Source organism: Segeticoccus sp. (assembly GCF_035708005.1).
Genome location: NZ_DASSTI010000131.1, coordinates 1 through 17,476, shown reverse-complemented (window position 1 = coordinate 17,476; position 17,476 = coordinate 1). Strand labels below are relative to the sequence as shown.

Annotated in this window: 14 protein-coding genes; 9 read left to right on the top strand and 5 right to left on the bottom strand. The window is 71.0% G+C overall.

Annotation, left to right across the window (positions count from 1 at the left end):
• Together VFL99_RS12925 and deoC are read right to left on the bottom strand one after the other, a co-directional pair.
• Nucleotides 1-935 (bottom strand): aldehyde dehydrogenase family protein (locus VFL99_RS12925; RefSeq protein ID WP_325106778.1); only part of this gene is annotated, 935 nt, incomplete at its 3' end.
• Between the two features lie 52 nt (nucleotides 936-987).
• Nucleotides 988-2,010 (bottom strand): deoxyribose-phosphate aldolase, encoded by a 1,023-nt coding sequence (gene deoC / locus VFL99_RS12920; RefSeq protein WP_325106777.1) that lies wholly within the window; start codon nucleotides 2,008-2,010, stop codon nucleotides 988-990.
• A gap of 106 nt (nucleotides 2,011-2,116) precedes the next feature.
• Between deoC and VFL99_RS12915 the strand changes: the two genes are divergently transcribed.
• Together VFL99_RS12915 and VFL99_RS12910 are read left to right on the top strand one after the other, a co-directional pair.
• On the top strand, nucleotides 2,117-2,758 hold the full coding sequence (locus VFL99_RS12915; protein ID WP_325106776.1) for a hypothetical protein: 642 nt from the start codon (nucleotides 2,117-2,119) through the stop codon (nucleotides 2,756-2,758).
• Between the two features lie 281 nt (nucleotides 2,759-3,039).
• Nucleotides 3,040-4,089 carry a hypothetical protein gene (locus VFL99_RS12910; RefSeq protein ID WP_325106775.1) on the top strand — a complete coding sequence of 350 codons (1,050 nt, stop codon included), beginning with the start codon at nucleotides 3,040-3,042 and terminating at the stop codon, nucleotides 4,087-4,089.
• Between the two features lie 220 nt (nucleotides 4,090-4,309).
• Here the strand turns inward: VFL99_RS12910 and VFL99_RS12905 are convergent, their stop codons facing one another.
• Together VFL99_RS12905 and VFL99_RS12900 are read right to left on the bottom strand one after the other, a co-directional pair.
• A complete protein-coding gene (locus VFL99_RS12905) occupies nucleotides 4,310-6,034 on the bottom strand; it encodes a phospho-sugar mutase (RefSeq protein ID WP_325106774.1) in 1,725 nt (574 codons plus the stop codon).
• A gap of 19 nt (nucleotides 6,035-6,053) precedes the next feature.
• Complete coding sequence (locus tag VFL99_RS12900) at nucleotides 6,054-6,896, bottom strand: purine-nucleoside phosphorylase (protein ID WP_325106773.1); 843 nt, start codon at nucleotides 6,894-6,896, stop codon at nucleotides 6,054-6,056.
• Between the two features lie 49 nt (nucleotides 6,897-6,945).
• Between VFL99_RS12900 and VFL99_RS12895 the strand changes: the two genes are divergently transcribed.
• Nucleotides 6,946-8,361 (top strand): NAD(P)H-quinone dehydrogenase, encoded by a 1,416-nt coding sequence (locus tag VFL99_RS12895; RefSeq protein WP_325106772.1) that lies wholly within the window; start codon nucleotides 6,946-6,948, stop codon nucleotides 8,359-8,361.
• Nucleotides 8,362-8,810: 449 nt separating this feature from the next.
• On the opposite strand, the gene VFL99_RS12890 is transcribed toward VFL99_RS12895, so the two are convergent.
• Entirely contained in the window at nucleotides 8,811-10,586 is a 1,776-nt protein-coding gene (locus tag VFL99_RS12890; RefSeq protein WP_325106771.1) for an acetyl/propionyl/methylcrotonyl-CoA carboxylase subunit alpha, read from the bottom strand.
• 91 nt (nucleotides 10,587-10,677) lie between these two features.
• On the opposite strand from VFL99_RS12890, the gene VFL99_RS12885 reads away from it, so the two are divergent.
• From VFL99_RS12885 to VFL99_RS12860, 6 genes are all read left to right on the top strand, one after another.
• Nucleotides 10,678-11,523: an aldo/keto reductase gene (locus VFL99_RS12885; protein ID WP_325106770.1), complete on the top strand. Its 846-nt coding sequence runs from the start codon at nucleotides 10,678-10,680 to the stop codon at nucleotides 11,521-11,523.
• Nucleotides 11,524-11,809: 286 nt separating this feature from the next.
• Nucleotides 11,810-13,153, top strand: a complete 1,344-nt coding sequence (locus tag VFL99_RS12880; protein WP_325106769.1) for an HNH endonuclease signature motif containing protein — start codon at nucleotides 11,810-11,812, stop codon at nucleotides 13,151-13,153.
• Nucleotides 13,154-13,349: 196 nt separating this feature from the next.
• Nucleotides 13,350-14,183, top strand: coding sequence for an ABC transporter substrate-binding protein (locus VFL99_RS12875; protein WP_325106768.1), 834 nt, complete (start codon nucleotides 13,350-13,352; stop codon nucleotides 14,181-14,183).
• A 9-nt stretch (nucleotides 14,184-14,192) separates the two neighbouring features.
• The gene (locus VFL99_RS12870; protein ID WP_325106767.1) at nucleotides 14,193-15,011 is read left to right on the top strand and encodes an amino acid ABC transporter permease; all 819 of its coding nucleotides are present in this window, start codon (nucleotides 14,193-14,195) and stop codon (nucleotides 15,009-15,011) included.
• A gap of 8 nt (nucleotides 15,012-15,019) precedes the next feature.
• Nucleotides 15,020-15,805: an amino acid ABC transporter ATP-binding protein gene (locus VFL99_RS12865; protein WP_325106766.1), complete on the top strand. Its 786-nt coding sequence runs from the start codon at nucleotides 15,020-15,022 to the stop codon at nucleotides 15,803-15,805.
• 142 nt (nucleotides 15,806-15,947) lie between these two features.
• Nucleotides 15,948-17,476: glycoside hydrolase family 15 protein (locus VFL99_RS12860; RefSeq protein ID WP_325106765.1), on the top strand; the 1,529-nt coding region annotated here is incomplete at its 3' end.

Genomic DNA, 17,476 nt, shown 5'->3' with positions numbered 1-17,476 from the left:
CGGTCAAGCACCTCCTCGGCGACGGACTCCTGCACCAGCAGCCGCGACCCGGCGCAGCAGACGTGGCCCTGGTTGAAGAAGATCCCGTTGACGATGCCCTCGACCGCCTGGTCGACCGGCGCGTCGTCGAAGACGATGTTGGCGCCCTTGCCGCCGAGCTCGAGAGTGACCTTCTTGCGGCTGCCGGCGACCGTGCGGGCGATCGCCTTGCCGACCTCGGTCGACCCGGTGAACGCGACCTTGTCGACGTCGGGGTGACCGACGACCGCGCGACCGGTCTCACCGGCACCGGTCACGATGTTCACCACGCCCGGCGGAAGGTCGGCCTGCTGGCAGATCTCGGCAAAGAGCAGGGCCGTCAGCGGTGTCGTCTCCGCCGGCTTGAGCACCACGGTGTTGCCGGTGGCCAGCGCGGGCGCGATCTTCCAGGCCAGCATCAGGAACGGGAAGTTCCACGGGATGACCTGGCCGGCGACGCCGAGCGGCTGCGGGTCGGGGTTCCCGGGGACGGCGTACTGGAGCTTGTCGGCCCAGCCGGCGTGGTAGAAGAAGTGCGCCGCCGCGGTCGGGATGTCGACGTCGCGCGACTCCTTGATCGGCTTGCCGTTGTCGAGGCTCTCCAGCACCGCGAGCTCGCGGGCGCGCTCCTGCATGATCCGCGCGATACGGAAGAGGTACTTGCCGCGCTCGGCGCCCGACATGCGACCCCAGACCCCTTGGTAAGCCCGGCGGGCTGCCTTCACCGCACGGTCCACGTCGGCGGCACTCGCCTCGGTCACCTCGGCGAGGACCTCCTCGGTGGCGGGGCTGATCGTCTTGAACGGCGCCCCGCCCTCGGAGTCGACGAACGCCCCGTCGATGAACAGCCCGTAGGAGGGCTGCAGGTCGAGGATGGCGCGCGACTCGGGCGCGGGGGCGTACTCGAAACGGCTCATCGTGTGGTCCTTGACGTCCTTCGGGGCAGCGGGGCGGTCTCGTCGGTGCGGTCTAGTCGATGGTCACGTAGTCGGCGCCGGAGTAGTGCCCGGTCGCCATCCGCTGTCGTTGCAGCAGCAGGTCGTTGAGCAGGCTGGAGGCGCCGAAGCGGAACCGGTCGGCCGAGAGCCACTCGTCGCCGGCCACCTCGCTGACCATGACCAGGTAGCCGATGGCGTCCTTGGAGGTCCGTATGCCGCCCGCGGGCTTGACGCCGATGACCTCGCCGGTGAGGTCGCGCCAGTCGCGCACCGCCTCGAGCATGATCAGCGTCACCGGCGGGGTCGCCGCGGGGGAGACCTTGCCGGTGGAGGTCTTGATGAAGTCGGCGCCGGCGAGCATCGCCAACCACGAGGCCCGGCGCACGTTGTCGTAGGTCACCAGCTCGCCGGTCTCGAGGATGACCTTGAGGTGGGCGGGGCGCTCGGCGTCCTCCTGCGCGCAGGCCTGCTTGATCGCGGCGATCTCGTCGAACACCTGCCGGTAGCGGCCGGAGAGGAAGGCGCCCCGGTCGATCACCATGTCGATCTCATCGGCACCGGAGCGCACGGCATACCGGGTGTCGGCGAGCTTGGCCTCCAAGGGGGCCCGGCCGGAGGGGAAGCCGGTCGCCACGGAGGCGACGTGGATGTCGGTGCCGCGCAGCGCGTCGACGGCCACGGGGACCAGGTCGCTGTAGATGCAGACGGCGGCGACCTCCGGTGTGGTGGGGTCCGTGGGGTCCGGCAGCTTGGCCTTCGCGCACAGGGACCGGACCTTGCCGGGGGTGTCGGCGCCCTCGAGGGTGGTCAGGTCGACCATGCTGATCGTGGTGTCGATCGCCCACTGCTTGGCGGTGGTCTTGATCGAGCGGGTGCGCAGCGCCGCCGCGCGGGCCTCGCAGCCGACCTGGTCGACGCCGGGCAGGCCGCGCAGCCAGGTCGCAAGGGTCTCGTCGGTCAGCCGGGAGACGCCCAGCAGCTCTCGGGCACGGTCCGCAACCCCGGCCGACGGGCGCGAGGAGGGTGCGTCGGTGGCGGTCGTGGAGGTGCTCACCTGCGGAGTCTAACCGCGTATCCTCGTCCGTAGCCCCGCCCTGGGCTCCTCGCCGGACGCCCTCGTCCGCGTTCACCGAGGCGCCCCGAACCACCCGCCCGAGGACATGACGACATCACCGCCTGACGCCCCCAGCAAGACCTACCGCCAACGCTCCTCCGAGTTGATCGGCTGGGCGTGCATGGTCATCGCCGTGGTGCTCTTGGTGATGACGGCGGTCTCGTGGACCGGCTCGCACCCCTCGATCGTGTTCATCGCGTGGGTCTGCTTCGGTGCCGCGGTGGCGTGGAGCGTGATGCTGCGCCCGTGCCTGGAGCTGTCGCAGCACGGCGTGCTGATGCGCAACGTGGTGCGCGACGTGCGGATCCCCTGGACGCAGGTCGACGACGTCGAGCAGCGCTGGAACGTCAAGGTCTACACCCCTGAGGACCGGGGCTACACCGCCTGGGCGATCGCCGCGCAGCCGGACCGGCCGCGCCGGTCGGGCTTCGGGTTCGGTTTCGGCGCGCGGCTGCGCGACTACGACCGGCAGGTCAACGCCGACCAGCCGGTCCCGGAGAAGGAGCGGGTGACCGCCTCGCTGGTGGCCGAGCAGATCCGCCGGGCGCGCGCGGAGTACGAGTTCGGACGTGAGCGCGGGCTGATCGGTCCGGTCGGCGAGGGCGAGGTGCACCAGGGATGGGCGTGGTGGCCGATCGCGGCCATGCTCGTCACGGCCGTCGCCGTGGCCGTCCTCACCTTCACCTGACCGCCGCCGCCCCCGTAGCGCTAGTTGCTGGTGGTCGGGGATTCCCGATTCCCCAACCACCAGCAACAGTGACGTGACGTAGGCCGGGGCCACGGCTAGTTGCTGGCGGTCGGGGATTCCCGATTCCCCAAGCACCAGCAACAGTGAAGGCCCCGTATGCCGACCGCCGGCGTTCCGTGTGCGTCGCCGGGCCGTGCACAGGCCTTGGCCGTGCCGCGCGGTTGTGCACCGCGCGCGATCGACCCGGAGCTCAGTCCCGTGACGAGCCGCACAGTGACGCCATGGACCTCCAGCAGAAGTCGGGGACCGCGACCGTGCGCGTCGAGGGCGGGCTGTCCGCTGCGGCTTCTCGCAGAGCAGTCCTCCCGAAGAAGGGGAGGAGAGCCCGGCGCGGGCGCGTCGACCGACTTGGCGTGGTGGAGCGCGTGGAGGAGCTGGCTGCGACGCAGGCGGGCGTGGTGTCCCGCGCCCAAGCGGCCGAGCTCGGTGCCGACAAGGACCGCGTTCGGCAAGAGGTCCGGTCCCGTCGCTGGGCTGCGCACGGGCGGCATACCGTCGTCGTTCACCGTGGTGGGTGGAGTGAAGAGGCGACGTGGCGCGCGGCGCTGTTGGAGGTGGGCAAGGGTGCAGCCTTGGATGGGGCCACCGCTCTGCGCGCGGCGCAGCTGGAGGGGTTCGAGTCCGCGGTGCATGTCAGCATCCGGCACGGGCTGACGCCGGGCCGCCCGGAGGGAGTCGTGGTGCATGAGCTCATCGGGTGGCACGAAGAGCATGTCATCGCTGCGGGGATTCGACGGGTCAGTCCGGACGTCGCGGCCGTCCGCGCCGCCACCTGGGCGGTGAGCGACCGTCAGGCGGCGCTGGTCCTGCTGATGACGGTGCAGCAACGACTGGCCCTCCCGGCACGCATGCTGGCGCACGCCCAAGGCCAGCTACGGTTGCGCCGACGGGAGCTGATCGAGGGAGTGCTCGCGGAAGCTGCCGACGGCGTGCAGGCGCTCGGCGAACTGGACTTCGCTCGCCTGTGCCGACAACGCGGGCTTCCGGAACCAACCAGGCAGGTGGTGCGGCGACGGCCGGGTGGTCGGGCCTACCTCGACGTCTATTGGGAGAAGTTTGGCGTGGTGGTCGAGATTGATGGCCTTCACCACCTCGAGCCCGAGATGACCATCGAGGACGCGCTCAGACAGAACGATCTCACCATGAGCTCCGACTCGGTCCTGCGCATTCCGTCTTTGGGCCTGCGCATCAACCCTCGACCGTTCTTGGACCAGGTCGAGAAGCTGCTGACAGTGCGCGGGGCGAAGACCCGGGCGAGCAGAACTCGCTGAGCCCGCCCGAGAGTGCTGAGTCCCCCAGAACGCGGAACAGTTGTTGCTGGTAGAGCGGGACTCCCGATTCGCCATGCCCCAGCAACAGTGCCGGTGTGGGAGCATCCCCCCGGGGCCGTTGGCGCTATTGCTGGTGATTGGCGATTCCCGGTTCCCCAACCACCAGCAACAGTGGGTCTTGCCGGGCGGAGCGGCTGCCGGGGCGGGGGTGCGCCGGTCGTCAGATGCGGGTCAGGTCCTCCATCGACCCGCGCAGGTTCACCAACCGGGCCGCGGCCTCACGACGGCTCTCGGCGAGGTCCCCGCCGACCGGCACGACCGCCTCCAGGTAGACCTTGAGCTTCGGCTCGGTGCCGCTCGGCCGGACGATGACCCGGCTGCCGTCGTCGAGGTGGTAGCGCAGCGCGTCCGTCGGCGGCAGCGCCCCGTCGGCGGCGTTCAGGTCATCGACGGCGGCCACCTGCACGTTGCCGAGGCTCGCCGGCGGGTGCTCCCGCAGCCGCTGCATGACGATGCTGATCAACCCGAGCTCGGCGACCCGCACCGAGAACGCGTCGGTGGCGTAGACCCCGTGCTCGCGGGCCAGGTCGTCGAGCACGTCGAGCAGCGTCCGACCCTGCGCCTTGAGGCTGGCCGCGAGCTCGGCGACCAGCAGCGCCGCGCTGATCCCGTCCTTGTCCCGCACGACCTGCGGCGCCACGCAGTAGCCGATGGCCTCCTCGTAGCCGTAGCGCAGCCCCTCGACCCGGCCGATCCACTTGAACCCGGTGAGCGTCTCCTCGTGCCGCACCCCGGCCGCCGCGGCCATCGCCCCCAGCATCCGCGAGGACACGATGGAGTTGGCGAAGACGTCACCGTCCGACACGCCCCGCGCGAGGACGTGGGCGCCGAGCAACGCCCCGAGCTCGTCGCCGCGCAGCATCCGCCAGCGGCCCTGGCTCGGGTCGAACACCGCCACCGCACAACGGTCGGCGTCCGGGTCGTTGGCGACCACGAGGTCGGCGCCGAGATCGTCGGCGAGCTCCAAGGACGCGTCGATCGCCCCCGGCTCCTCGGGGTTCGGGAAGGCGACGGTCGGGAAGTCCGGGTCCGGCGCCGCCTGGCTCGCCACCACCTCCGGGTCCTCGAAACCCGCCCGCCGGAACGCCTTTCGCACCACGTCGCTCCCCACGCCGTGCAGCGCCGTGTGCACCACGCGCAGCTCCCGCGGCGAGCCCGGGTCGAGCACCGAGACGACCGCGTCCACGTAGTCGTCCACGATCTCGTCCCCGAGTGTGTCCCAGCCCTCCTCGGCCAGGTAGACCTCCCGCGTCTTCTCGACCGCCGCGATCTGCTCGGCGATCTGCCGGTCGGCCGGCGGCACGATCTGGCTCCCGTCGCCGAGGTAGACCTTGTAGCCGTTGTCCTGTGGCGGGTTGTGGCTGGCCGTGACCATCACCCCGGCGTCGGCGCCGAGGTGGCGGATCGCGAACGCGAGCACCGGCGTCGGCAGCGGGTGCGGCAGCACCATCGCCGAGCCGCCCGCGCCCCGCACCACGGCGGCCGTGTCCCGGGCGAAGACGTCGGAGTTGCGCCGCGCGTCGTAGCCGATGACCACCGCCGGGTCCGCGCCCCCCTCCTTCAGGTATGCCGTGAGTCCGGCTGCCGCTCGAATGACCAGCGACCGGTTCATCCGGTTGGGCCCGGCACCGAGCGCTCCGCGCAGACCGGCGGTCCCGAACTGCAGCATGCCGGCGAAGCGGTCCTGCAGCTCCGACACGGCGTCGGCGTCGCCGCGCCGAGCGCGGCCGACCAGGTCCTCCAGCTCCGCGCGAGTGTGCGTGTCGGGGTCGTCGTCGTGCCACGCCTGGGCACGGGCCAGCAGGTCGTCCAGGCCGGCCGGCGCTGCGTTGCCCGCGTGGTGGGCGGCCGGCCCCTCCCCGTTGCTGCTGTCCGGTTCGCTCATCGGTTGGTGTCCCGCTTCCTCAGATCTTCGTCACGACGGCTGCCAGCAGACGCCCGCAGCGCTCCGCCGCGTCGCGACCGGCTGCGAGCACCTCCTCGTGCGCCAGCGGCCGGCCGCCGACCCCGGCGGCCAGGTTGGTGACCAGGGAGACCCCGAGCACCTCCATGCCGCTCTGGCGGGCGGCGATGGCTTCCAGCGCCGTGGACATACCCACCAGGTCGCCGCCCATGACCCGAGCCATCTGCACCTCGGCCGGCGTCTCGTAGTGCGGCCCCCGGAACTGCACGTAGACCCCCTCGCGCAACCGGGGGTCGACCTCGCGGGCGAGGCCTCGGAGCCGCGGCGAGTAGAGGTCGGTGAGGTCGACGAAGTTCGGCCCCTCGATGGGGGAGTGGGCGGTCAGGTTGATGTGGTCGCTGATGAGCACCGGCGTGCCCGCGCCCCACTCCGGATTGGCACTGCCGCAGCCGTTCGTCAGCACGATGGCGCGGCACCCGGCCGCCGCCGCGGTCCGGACCGCGTGGACGACGGAGCGCACGCCCCGCCCCTCGTAGAAGTGGGTGCGCGTGCCGAAGACGAGCGCGCGCCGGTCGCTGTCGCCGACCTGGACCGACCGCATCACCGAGCTGTGCCCCTCGATCGCCGCCGCGGCGAACCCGGGCACCTCCGACTGGTCCACCGTGGCACGCGTGGCACCGACCAGGTCCGCGGTCTGCCCCCACCCCGACCCGAGGACGAGGGCGATGTCGTGGCGCTCCACCCCGGTCCGCTCAGCGATCACCTCGGCCGCCTGCTGCGCCACTGCGAACGGGTCGACGGCGGGGTCGGACAGGTTGACGGGGGTGCTGCTCGGCGCGGTCACGCAGGCACTCTAGCCACGCATTGGGCCCCGCGAGGGCACGGATGGTTGGATGGCCCGCGTGAGTGACCGGCATACCAAGGTAGTGATCGTCGGCGGCGGGCCCGGGGGGTACGAGGCGGCCCTGGTGGCCGCGCAGCTCGGCGCCGACGTCACCCTCGTGGACCGGGACGGCATCGGCGGGGCCGCGGTGCTGACCGACTGCGTCCCGAGCAAGGCGTTGATCTCGACCTCCGACTTCCTGTCCCGGTTCACGGCAGCGGACAAGCTCGGCGTCGGTTTCGAGGTGCCCGACGGCAACCAGGGGGCGCACGCCCACCTCCGCGCGGTCAACCAGCGGATCCTGCGGCTCGCGGCCGCCCAGAGCGAGGACATCAGCACGCGGCTGGGGGCCGTCGGCGTGCGGGTCGTGCGCGGGCGCGGGGTGCTCGCGAGCGTCGACCGGGTGGAGGTGCGCGACGAGGACGACGGCGTCGTCGAGGAGCTGGCCGCCGAGGTGGTGCTGGTCGCGACCGGAGCCTCCCCGCGCGTGCTGGAGTCGGCACCACCGGACGGCGAGCGGATCCTGACCTGGCAGCAGATCTACGGACTGCAGGAGCTGCCCGAGCGGCTCGTCGTGGTCGGCTCCGGCGTCACCGGTGCCGAGCTCGCGCACGCCTACCTCGGGCTCGGCAGCGAGGTCGTGCTGGTCTCCTCTCGGGACCGGGTGCTGCCCGGCGAGGACGCCGACGCCGCCGCCGTGCTGGAGAACGTCTTCCGACGCCGTGGCATGCAGGTGCTCAACCGATCCCGGGCCGCCGGCGTCGAGCGGACCAGCGACGGCGTGCGCGTCCGTCTGCAGGACGGCCGCACCGTCGACGGCTCGCACGTGCTGATCGCCGTGGGCTCGGTGCCGCGGACGACCGAGATGGGCCTGGAGAAGTGCGGGGTCGAGCTGTCGTCCTCGGGGCACATCGCGGTCGACCGGGTGTCCCGCACCTCGGCGCGCGGCGTCTACGCCGCGGGCGACTGCACCGGTGTCCTCGCCCTCGCCTCGGTCGCCGCGATGCAGGGCCGGATCGCGATGGCGCACGCGCTCGGCGACGCCGTCTCGCCGATGAACCTGCGGGCGGTCAGCGCCAACATCTTCACCGACCCCGAGATCGCCACCGTGGGCTACTCCCAGAAGGACATCGACGAGGGCCGCGTCGAGGCGCGGTCGGTGATGATGCCGCTGGCGACCAACCCGCGGGCGAAGATGCAGAACATCGAGGACGGCTTCGTCAAGCTGTTCGCCCGCACCGGGACGAGCAACGTGGTCGGCGGCGTCATCGTGTCCCCACGGGCCTCGGAGCTGATCTTCCCGGTCGCGCTCGCCGTGCAGAACCGGCTCACCGTGGACCAGCTGGCGGCGACCTTCACCGTCTACCCGTCGCTGTCGGGCTCGGTGGCCGAGGCGGCCCGGCGGCTGCACTCCCTGCAGGACTGACAGTCGGCGGCCCACGCGGCTGCGTCAAGACCACCAGCGCGTCGGCAGGTTCCGCGCTCTCCCTCGCTGCAGGACGGGGCCTGCCGCGTTAGCGTGGGGATGGTCCGCTACCGCAGGAGGAACTCATGGTTCAGGACCTGCTGACCGCAACGACCGACACGACCGTGGTGCCCCGGGCGACCATCCCGGTGCCGGGCGGCCCCGGCCCCGTTCCGGATCCCAACCCCGGCCCCGGCCCGGTCCCCGACCCGGGGCCCTCGCCCGAGCCGCCACCCGGTCCACCGGGTCGTGAGCCCGAACCGGGCGTCCCGGCCCCCGGGCGCCAGCCGGCTCCGGATCCGGCCCCCGAACCCATGCCCGACCCGGCCGGGCCGTAGGCAACCCGGCTGCACCGAACGGGCCGGGCCCTGTACCACGCGGGGCCTGGCCCGACTGCTGCCTCGCCCGAATCAGTCCTTGATCTCGCAGATCACCGCGCCGTTGGTCACCGTCTCACCCACGCCGGCCGTCAGGCCGGTCACGGTGCCGGCGCGGTGGGCATTGATCGGCTGCTCCATCTTCATCGCCTCGAGCACGACGACCAGGTCACCCTCGGCGACCTCCTGGCCGTCCTCGACGGCGATCTTGACGATCGTGCCTTGCATCGGCGCGGTGAGCGCATCGCCGGACACGGCGCCGCCGGAGCGGCCGCCGGCGGAGCGCTTCGGCGCCTTCTTGCGGGCCGCGGCGCCCCCGCCACCCCCACCGAGGTTGAGCTCGGCCGGCAGGACGACCTCGAGCCGCTTGCCGCCGACCTCCACGGTGATCGCCTGCCGTTCCGCGGCCTCCGGTGCCTCACCGGTCGGGCCGGACCACGGCTCGATGGTGTTGTCGAACTCGGTCTCGATCCAGCGCGTATGCACCGAGAACGGCTTGTCGGCGTCGCTCGGCGCGAACGCCTCGTCGCTGACCACGGCCCGGTGGAAGGGCAGCACGGTCGGCATTCCCTCGATGACGAACTCGGCCAGAGCCCGACGGCAGCGGTCGAGCGCTTGCTGCCGGTCCCGGCCCTTGACGATGAGTTTGGCCAGCATCGAGTCGAAGGCGCCGCCGATCACGTCGCCGGCCTCGACACCGGAGTCGAGGCGCACCCCCGGGCCCGACGGTGGACGGAACACGGTCACGTTGCCCGGCGCGGGCAGGAAGTTGCGCCCGGCGTCCTCGCCGTTGATGCGGAACTCGAAGGCGTGACCCACCGGTTCGGGGTCGTCGTAGCCGAGCTCCTCACCGTTGGCGATGCGGAACATCTCGCGGACGAGGTCGATGCCGGTGACCTCCTCGGTGACCGGGTGCTCGACCTGCAGCCGGGTGTTCACCTCCAGGAACGAGATCGTGCCGTCCTGGCCCACGAGGAACTCGCAGGTCCCCGCCCCGACGTAGCCCGCCTCGGACAGGATCGCCTTGGAGGCGCGGTGCAGCTCGGCGTTCTGCTCCTCGGACAGGAACGGCGCCGGGGCCTCCTCGACCAGCTTCTGGTGCCGCCGCTGCAGTGAGCAGTCACGGGTGGAGACCACGACCACGTTGCCGTGCGTGTCGGCCAGGCACTGGGTCTCCACGTGCCGCGGCTTGTCCAGGTAGCGCTCCACGAAGCACTCACCGCGCCCGAACGCCGCGACGGCCTCCCGGACGGCCGAGTCGAACAGCTCCGGGATCTCCTCCATCGTGCGGGCCACCTTCAGCCCTCGGCCCCCGCCGCCGTAGGCGGCCTTGATGGCGATCGGCAGGCCGTGCTCGCGGGCGAAGGCGGTGACCTCGTCGGCGTCCGCAACGGGATCGGAGGTGCCGGCCACCAGCGGCGCGTTGGCCTTGGCCGCGATGTGCCGAGCCTTGACCTTGTCGCCGAGGGAGTCGATCGCCTCCGGACCGGGCCCGATCCACACCAGGCCGGCGTCGAGGACGGCCTTGGCGAACGAGGCGTTCTCGGAGAGGAAGCCGTAGCCGGGGTGCACGGCGTCGGCGCCGGACTTCCGGGCGACCTCCAGCAGCTTCTCCTGCACCAGGTAGGAGTTCGCCGGGGTCGTGCCGCCGAGGGCGTAGGCCTCGTCCGCGAGCTTGACGTGCAGCGCGTCCCGGTCGGGCTCGGCATACACGGCGACGGAGGTGAGGCCGGCATCCGCGCAGGCACGAGCGACACGGACGGCGATCTCGCCGCGGTTGGCGATGAGGACCTTGCTGATGGGCGCCATGTCAGCGGACTCTAGCGCCTCGAGGCGACCTCCCGAGCGGCGGTGGAGAGCCGCCCTGCCACGCACCGCGCGGGTGGGTAGGGTCGCGAACATGACCTCTCCCACCGATGTGCCCACTGTCAGCCTGCGCGCCGGAGGCGGCACGATCCCGATGCCCCAGCTCGGTTTCGGCGTCTTCAAGGTGCCGGCCGAGCAGGTCGTCGACGCGGTCGCCACGGCGCTGCAGGTCGGCTACCGCAGCATCGACACGGCCAAGCTCTACGCCAACGAGGAAGGGGTGGGACAGGCGGTGCGCGAGTCCGGTCTCGCCCGCGAGGACGTCTTCGTCACCACCAAGGTGTGGAACGACGAGCAGGGGTATGACGAGAGCCTCCGTGCGTTCGACGCCTCCTCCCAGCGGCTCGGGATGGACGTGGTCGACCTCTACCTCATCCACTGGCCCTGCCCTGAGCAGGACAAGTACGTCGACACGTGGAAGGCCCTGCTGAAGCTGCGCGAGGACGGCCGCATCCGTGCCGCCGGCGTGTGCAACTTCCAGCCGCGGCACCTGCAGCGACTGATCGACGAGACCGGCGAGGCCCCGGCGATCAACCAGGTCGAGCTCAACCCGACCTTCCAGCAGGAGGAGGTGCGCGCGTTCAACGCACAGCACGAGATCCTCACCGAGGCGTGGGCGCCGCTGGCACAGGGACGGGACGTGCTGCAGGACGAGACGATCGCCCAGATCGGCAGGCGGCTGGGCAAGACCCCGGCGCAGGTGATCCTGCGCTGGCACCTGCAGATCGGCAACGTGGTCATCCCCAAGTCCGTGACGCCCTCGCGGATCGAGGAGAACTTCCAGTTGTTCGACTTCGAGCTGACGGACGACGACCTGCAGGCGATCGCCAAGCTGGACCGGAACGACCGGCACGGGCCGGACCCCGACACCTTCGGCTGAGCGCGTCGCCCGCCTCGACCGAGGCTGAAACCGGCAGTTCGCCACGCCGTCGACCGCCCCGGCCCCGTCGCCGTGGACCGGGCACCGCAGCGGCCCCGCCGTGCCCTGTGCGTCGTCCGGCAGCCGGTGCCACTGGACCGGGTTGCCCTGAGTGCACTGACTGTGGCTAGGCGCCGTCCCGTTGGGACCCCATGTGGATAAGTCGGGTTCGAATGTGATGTGTCTGCAACCAGTTTCGGTTGTGGACGGAGCTCCGAGTGTCGGTGCAACCCTCTATCGTAGACACATGTTCGAGAAGCAGTCCGGGGCCGGCGAGGATGACCCTCGCGCGGGTGTGCCGCGGCTGCCGGAGCGGACCGCGTCGGCGCGGGCGGTGAGGGACCTGCTCGCCGATGCGCACGAGTTGTTGTGGCAGGTCGGCGACGGGGGGCTGACCGAGCTGATGGACACCCTGGGGGCGCTGGAGGCGCGGGCGGGGGTGTTGCGGGTGGCGGTGGCCGCCGAGGCCGAGGGCCGCGGCGTGGTCGAGCAGTCCACGGCGGCGAACACCGCGCAGTGGGTGAGGGCGCACAGCACGCGGGTGGAGCCGGGGGAGGCGACCCGGGTGGCCCGGTTGGCCGGCGCGATCCGCGACCCTCGCAACGAGGTGGTGACCGAGGCGCTGCTGGCCGGGACGGTCTCGCCGCGGTGTGCGGACGTGGCGCTGAAGGAGGCCGAGAAGGTCGCGCCGCTGGTGCCGACCGCCTCCCGGGGTGAGGTGCTGGGCTGGTTCCTGGACGTGGCGCAAAGCGGCGGGCGCAAGGAGATGGACCGGTTGTCCACCTGGGTGATCGGGCGGTTCGGCGGCGACCAGCTCGAGCACGATGCGGAGAAGGCGCGGCGGATGTCCGGGATCACGGTGAGCGCGTTGCCGGGTGGGTTGAAGCGGTACGTGATGGACCTGGCTCCCGAGCATACCGCGATCGTGGACGCGGCGATGGACCAGCTGTCCGCGCCGCAGAGCAGCACCGACCCCGCCACCGGGGAGAACATCCCGGACCCGCGGCAGGCGCCGCAGCGGCGAGCCGAGGCGCTGGTGGAGCTCGTGCAGCGCGCCCAGGGCGTGGACCCGACCAAGTCGGTCACCGGCACCACCAAGCTGGTGGTCACCGTGAGCCTGGCCGACCTGGTCGGTGCCCGACCCGACGGTGCCCGACCCGTCGGTGCCCGACCCGACGGAACCCCCACCAGCGGTCCGGGTGGCGGTGGTGGGTGTGCCGGTGGTGGCACCGGGCGCACCCAGTCCGGGGACCTGCTCGACATCGGCACGCTGCGCCGGATGGCCTGCGACGCCGACCTCATCCCGATGGTCCTGGGGGCCGAGTCCGAGCCGTTGGACGTCGGCCGGGAACAGCGACTGTTCACCGGGGGACTGCGCACCGCCGTGGTCCAACGGGACCGCAAATGCACCTTCCCCGGCTGCGACCGGCCCCCGGGCTGGACCCGCGTGCACCACGTCACACACTGGATCGACGGCGGGAAGACCTGCCTGCTCAACGCAGCCCTGCTGTGCGAGCGACACCACGTCATCGTCCACCGCGACAACCTCACCGCCACCGTCACCACCACCGGCGTCACCTGGCATCTATGACCACCCCGCCCCAGCCCCGCCCACACCCGGCGGGGCAACAAGGCATGCCCCGGCACGGGCACCCCCCGGCGCTGATGCACGCACTGAGCGGACCGGCGTGTCGTTCGTGAAAGGCGGGTCAGAGCCACGGATTTCGTGTCAGGATGCGCGGCAATCGCGAAAACTCGCACAGGATCCAGTCTTGAGGAGTCGTCCCATGGGGCCGTCCGTTCGGGGTGTCAAGAAGGGTGCCGCCGCGTCGGTCGGCGCCGTGTCGCTCGCGCTGGTCGCGGCAGGTTGCGGCGGGAGCAGCAGCGCCAGCGTCGCCGGCGTGGACGTCGTCCAGAAGGACGCGCTCACCGTCTGCACCCACTTGCCCTACAAGCCGTTCCAGTACCGCGACAGCAAGGGCAAGGTCGTCGGGTTCGACGTCGACATGATCGGGCTCCTCAGCAAGGAGCTCGGAGTCAAGCAGGCCACGGTTGACGTCGACTGGAACCAGGTGACCTCGGGCGCCGCGTTCACGGCCGGCAAGTGCGACCTCGGCATGGGTGGCATGACGATCACGCCCGAGCGCGCGAAGGCCATCCTGATCTCCAAGCCCTACTTCAACGCAACCCAGGCCCTGCTGGTGCGCAAGGACTCGCCGTACAAGAGCCTGGCCGACCTCAAGGGCAAGAAGGTCGCGGTCCAGACCGACACGACCGGGCAGATCTACGGCAACAAGTACGCCAAGCAGTACGGCTACACCACCGTCACCTATGACGACTTCGCGCTCGAGGTGAACGCGGTCAAGGCCGGCACGCTGGACGCGGGCATCAACGACAACGGCGTCCTCTACGACTTCGCCAAGGACAACCCGACCACCTCGGTCGCCACCGAGTTCAACACTGGTGAGAAGTACGGCTTCGCGGCCAAGAAGAACGACGCCAACGCCACCAAGCTGATGAACAAGCTCGACGCGGCGATCGCGAAGGCCAAGCAGGACGGCGACTACGACAAGATCTACAAGAAGTGGTTCGGCACCGTGCCGGGCAACATCAACAAGTAGTGGGTCGCGATGAGTGACGTCGCCGTCCCGGCGAAACCGCGGCTGAGCCCTCGCGTGCGGGCCCAGCGCATCCGCCTCGTGCAGTATGCCGTCCTCGGCCTGGTCGTCGTCCTCGCCGTGGTCTTCGCGAACTGGCAGCAGATCGGGCAGGCGTTCTTCGCGCCGAAGATGATCGCCGCCACGTTGGCGCAGGGCATCGGCAGGGCGGTGCTCAACACGGTCGTCTACACGGCGGGCGCGTTCCTCTTCGGTCTTGTGGTGGGCACGCTGCTGGCCCTGATGCGGCTCTCGGAGGTGGGGCCGTACCGGTGGCTCGCGACGGCATACATCGAGTTCTTCCGTGGGCTGCCGGCACTGATCGTCTTCATCGTCTTCTCCCTGCTGCCGCTGGCGTTCGCGGGACTGGAGATCCCGTTCGCGCCGTACGGGACCGTGTGGCTGGCGCTGGGCATCGTCGCGAGTGCCTACCTGGCCGAGACGATCCGCGGCGGCATCCAGGCCGTGCCCAAGGGGCAGGTGGAGGCGGCCCGGTCGCTGGGCATGTCGGCGGGCGAGGCGATGCGCAAGGTCGTGCTGCCGCAGGCCTTCCGGGTCATGCTGCCGCCCCTGACGAACGAGCTGATCCTGCTCGTGAAGGACTCCTCGCTGGTGTTCATCATCGGTGTCTCGGCCGGTGGCTACGAACTGACGAAGTACGGCCGCGAGCTGGCCAACACCAACGCGAACATCACGCCGCTGGTGATCGCCGGCTTGGGCTACCTCGTCATCACCCTGCCGCTGTCGGTGCTGGTGCGCCGCATGGAGGCCCGGACGGCGAGGGCGCGATGAGCGCGGCCATGGAGACCCAGAGCCAGACCGTGGCCTCGCAGACCCCGGTCGTGGCGATCACCGGGCTGCACAAGTCGTTCGGGAGCAACCACGTCCTGCGCGGCATCGACTTCACGGTGACCCAGGGCGAGGTGGTCTGCGTCATCGGGCCGTCGGGGTCGGGCAAGTCGACCCTGCTGCGCTGCATCAACCTGCTCGAGCGGCCCGACGAGGGCGCGGTGGTCATCCAGGGTGAGGACATCACCGACCCCGACTGCGACCTCGACGCCGCAAGGCGGCACATCGGCATGGTCTTCCAGCAGTTCAACCTCTTCCCGCACAAGCGGGTGTTGGAGAACTGCACCGTTGCCCAGGAAACCGTGCTGCGCCGAAAGCCCGCCGAGGCGCAGGCCATCGCCCGGGCGAACCTCGAGCGGGTGGGGTTGGCGGACAAGGTCGGTGAGTACCCGGCCAAGCTCTCCGGCGGGCAGCAACAGCGCGTCGCCATCGCGCGGGCGCTGTCGATGGAGCCGGCGCTGATGCTCTTCGACGAGCCGACGTCCGCGCTGGACCCCGAGCTCGTCGGGGAGGTGCTCACCGTCATGCGGCAGCTTGCCGAGGGCGGGATGACGATGATCGTGGTCACGCACGAGATGGCGTTCGCCCGCGAGGTGGCTGACCGGGTCGTCTTCATGGACGGCGGTGTCATCGTCGAGCAGGGGCCGCCGGCGGCGATCATCGGCAACCCGCAGGAGGAACGCACCCGTTCCTTCCTGCGCCGGGTCCTGGACCCGACGCACTCCCTGCCCGCCTGAGCCGGGACGGCCCTGGCCTGCCCGGGACGGCCGGAACCCACGCGACGGCGGACGGTCAGAAAGTTCCGGGTCGGGGGTTGCGGGCCGGTGCGATTGACGCAACTCTTGGTGAGCCACTCTGGCCACCCCTGGAGGTCCTGCGATGGATCAATTGCGTTCGGTGAAGCGGGCCCTGGTCGCGCTGCCCGCATTGTCCCTGCTGCTGGCGGCCGCGCCGGTGTCGGCGATGGCGGCGGACCACCCGGACCCGGACCCGCCCGCGGCCGGTGGCCCCGGTGCGCTGTCGCACTTCGACCTCGCGCGCAAGGACTGCCTGGGCACGGCAGCGAACCGCACCTCCACGGTGTGGTTCACGGTCGCCGACGGGGTGCTGTCCGACGTCTACAGCCCGACGATCGACAACACCAACGTCGAGACCCTCCAGTACGTCGTCACCGACGGCCACAGCTTCACCGACCTGCAGACGCGCGACATGACCTACTCGGTGCGCAGCACCGACTCGAGCGGTATGGCGTGCGAGGTCACCAGCCGCGACAAGGACGGCAAGTACAGCCTCGTCACCGACTACATCACCGACCCTGCCCGCGACTCGGTGGTGATGCGCACCAAGGTCGTCTCCGAGACTCCGGGGCTGCAGGTCTACGTCCGCTACGACGCCACCATGAACGGCAACGGGGGTGGAGGCACCGACAACGGCGGAGCCGACGACGCCGTCGTCGACCCGGCGACCACGGCCCTGGTCTCCTCCGACGTGACGCCGAAGAGCCAGGCGGTGAACCGCGACTACGCAGTGCCGCTGTTCGGTGCGCTCCGCGCCGACCAGCCGTTCACCGCGGCCGAGAGCGGCTTCGTCAGGACGCCGAGCGACGGCCTGACCCAGCTCGACGACAGCCACCAGCTCACCTCTGAGACGACCAGCGCGGACCAGGGCAACGTGGTCCAGACCGCCCGGGTGGCCGTCGGCCACGACGGAACCTTCACGCTCGCACTCGGCTACGGCCAGACCGCCGGCGACGCCGTGGCCACGGCGGGGCGCAGCGCCGACGCCCCGTTCGCGCTCACGTACCAGAAGTACGTCAAGACCTGGCGGACCTACGACCGGTCGCTGCGACCTCCGCCGAAGGAGGCGGGGCCGGGCGGCCCCGGCCGCGGGAACGGCCGGAGCGACGCCTACTACCTGTCCGCGAACGTGCTGAAGGCCAGCGAGGACAAGACCTTCCCGGGCGCCGTCGTGGCCTCCATGGCCAGCCCCTGGGGCCAGGCGGTCAGCGCCGGTGCGAAGCCGGGCGGGTTGCCGGTCTTCTTCGAGTCCTACCGCACCGTGTTCAGCCGGGACCTCTACGAGGCGTTCACCGGATTCCTCGCCGACGGTGACCTCGCCACCGCGCGGGACACCGTGCGCTTCCTGTTCCAGCGGCAGCAGCTTGCCGACGGCAGGTTCCCGAGGAACTCGTTGCTCAACGGTGCCAAGGCACCCAGCACCGGTGGAGACCAACTGGACGAGTCGGCATACCCGATCCTGATGGCGTGGCAGGCGGGCCTCACCGATGACAAGCAGCTCTACACCGAGCACATCAAGCGGGCGGCCGACTTCGTCGTCGCGCACGGGCCCTCGTTCGGGTCCGAGCGCTGGGAGGAGCAGAGCGGCTACTCGCCGTCGACCATCGCCGC

Coding starts and splice junctions, on each gene's coding strand:
- VFL99_RS12915 (WP_325106776.1), top strand. CDS start 2,117: ATGACGACATCACCGCCTGACGCCCCCAGCAAGACCTACCGCCAACGC.
- VFL99_RS12910 (WP_325106775.1), top strand. CDS start 3,040: ATGGACCTCCAGCAGAAGTCGGGGACCGCGACCGTGCGCGTCGAGGGC.
- VFL99_RS12905 (WP_325106774.1), bottom strand. CDS start 6,034: ATGAGCGAACCGGACAGCAGCAACGGGGAGGGGCCGGCCGCCCACCAC.
- VFL99_RS12895 (WP_325106772.1), top strand. CDS start 6,946: ATGGCCCGCGTGAGTGACCGGCATACCAAGGTAGTGATCGTCGGCGGC.
- VFL99_RS12890 (WP_325106771.1), bottom strand. CDS start 10,586: ATGGCGCCCATCAGCAAGGTCCTCATCGCCAACCGCGGCGAGATCGCC.
- VFL99_RS12885 (WP_325106770.1), top strand. CDS start 10,678: ATGACCTCTCCCACCGATGTGCCCACTGTCAGCCTGCGCGCCGGAGGC.
- VFL99_RS12880 (WP_325106769.1), top strand. CDS start 11,810: ATGTTCGAGAAGCAGTCCGGGGCCGGCGAGGATGACCCTCGCGCGGGT.
- VFL99_RS12875 (WP_325106768.1), top strand. CDS start 13,350: ATGGGGCCGTCCGTTCGGGGTGTCAAGAAGGGTGCCGCCGCGTCGGTC.
- VFL99_RS12870 (WP_325106767.1), top strand. CDS start 14,193: ATGAGTGACGTCGCCGTCCCGGCGAAACCGCGGCTGAGCCCTCGCGTG.
- VFL99_RS12865 (WP_325106766.1), top strand. CDS start 15,020: ATGGAGACCCAGAGCCAGACCGTGGCCTCGCAGACCCCGGTCGTGGCG.